2 protein-coding genes are annotated in these 1,083 nt (G+C 56.2%); both read left to right on the top strand.

Going from position 1 to position 1,083, the window contains the following annotated elements:
* Positions 1–722: transcription termination/antitermination protein NusG (locus D7V92_RS21870; RefSeq protein ID WP_370036720.1), on the top strand; the 722-nt coding region annotated here is incomplete at its 5' end.
* A 35-nt stretch (positions 723–757) separates the two neighbouring features.
* On the top strand, positions 758–1,083 hold a 326-nt coding region (locus D7V92_RS21865; RefSeq protein WP_121773793.1), incomplete at its 3' end, for a hypothetical protein.

The raw sequence follows: 1,083 nt of genomic DNA, 5'->3' as shown, positions 1-1,083 counted from the left end.
CGGATCGTGAGATGGAGACCTTACGTTGGGTCGCGGCGTCTTACTCCAACGAGCTTCCGGTGTACGTGCCTGATAGTGGCCACCTGTTGAAAGGCGACCGTGTGCGTATCACCTCCGGCCCGTTTGCCGACATGGAGGCCGAGGTGGTGGTACAGCCGGGCGGTGGCCATAAGGACGTGATGGTGCGTATCCTCGATTGCATGTGGGTTCCCTTGTTCGAGGTGAGAGCTGGGGAGTATGAGTTGATCGAGTTGAACACGGGGGGCAAGCACGTGTATACCCATTTGGACAACGACCGTCTGTCGGAAGGCTTGCACGGGGCCTTGGGGCGTTACCATTCGTCCGGCAGCGTAGTGGAGGAGGATGCCTGTCTGGCCCGTGAGGTCCTGCGTGGCTACGCCTCTCTCCGTGGTGAGACCGACGTGATCCGTTGCAAGCTTTACTCGTTGCTCCTTCCTGCCTATAAGCTTTTGGGCGAGGAGGATGAGTTCGATCGTTTGCGCTCCACGATGCGCAGCATGCTCCCGGTGATAAAAGCGGGGCAATCCCGTGCCTTGTTGCTGGTCACGCTGTACGGCTGTACGGACAGCAGCCTCTATCAGCGCATGGCGCACGAGTTGGTTGACCCTTGGATGGAGGAGGCCTCGCCCAAGAAGAGCAAGTCCGTGTTGATACGTCGTTTACGTGATTACGACCGTTGGCTCGGACACGGGATCAGTTGATAAGTAAAAGTTGCGCATAGCGATAAATGAAAGATATGAGAAAAGAGAGAGAGACGTGCGAGGTTCCTTCCGGCCTCCGGTTGATGAACCTGTTGCGTGAGCGTTTGACAGAGATCATGGATCGTGAGCGTGCGAACCAAAACTCAATACACCTGTATTGTACGGGGGCTTACTGGGTGGCTTTTGAGTGTTCGGCCTATCAGTTGTATCGTGCATTTCCAGATAGCGAGACCATGCCGTTGCGCCTGTTCGCCTACCCGTTCCCGATCGTGATGGTGTCCGTTACGGATCGCTCGCTCCGCTCGTACGCCCGCAAACATATCTTGAGAAGAGACGAGTCGGATTACAAGCTATTGACCGT

Origin of the sequence: Parabacteroides sp. CH2-D42-20, assembly GCF_003670185.1 — a bacterium.
Taxonomy (GTDB): Bacteria; Bacteroidota; Bacteroidia; order Bacteroidales; family Tannerellaceae; genus Parabacteroides; species Parabacteroides distasonis.
Note: the sequence above shows the minus strand (reverse complement) of the source record. Positions and strands in the feature narration are given on the sequence as shown.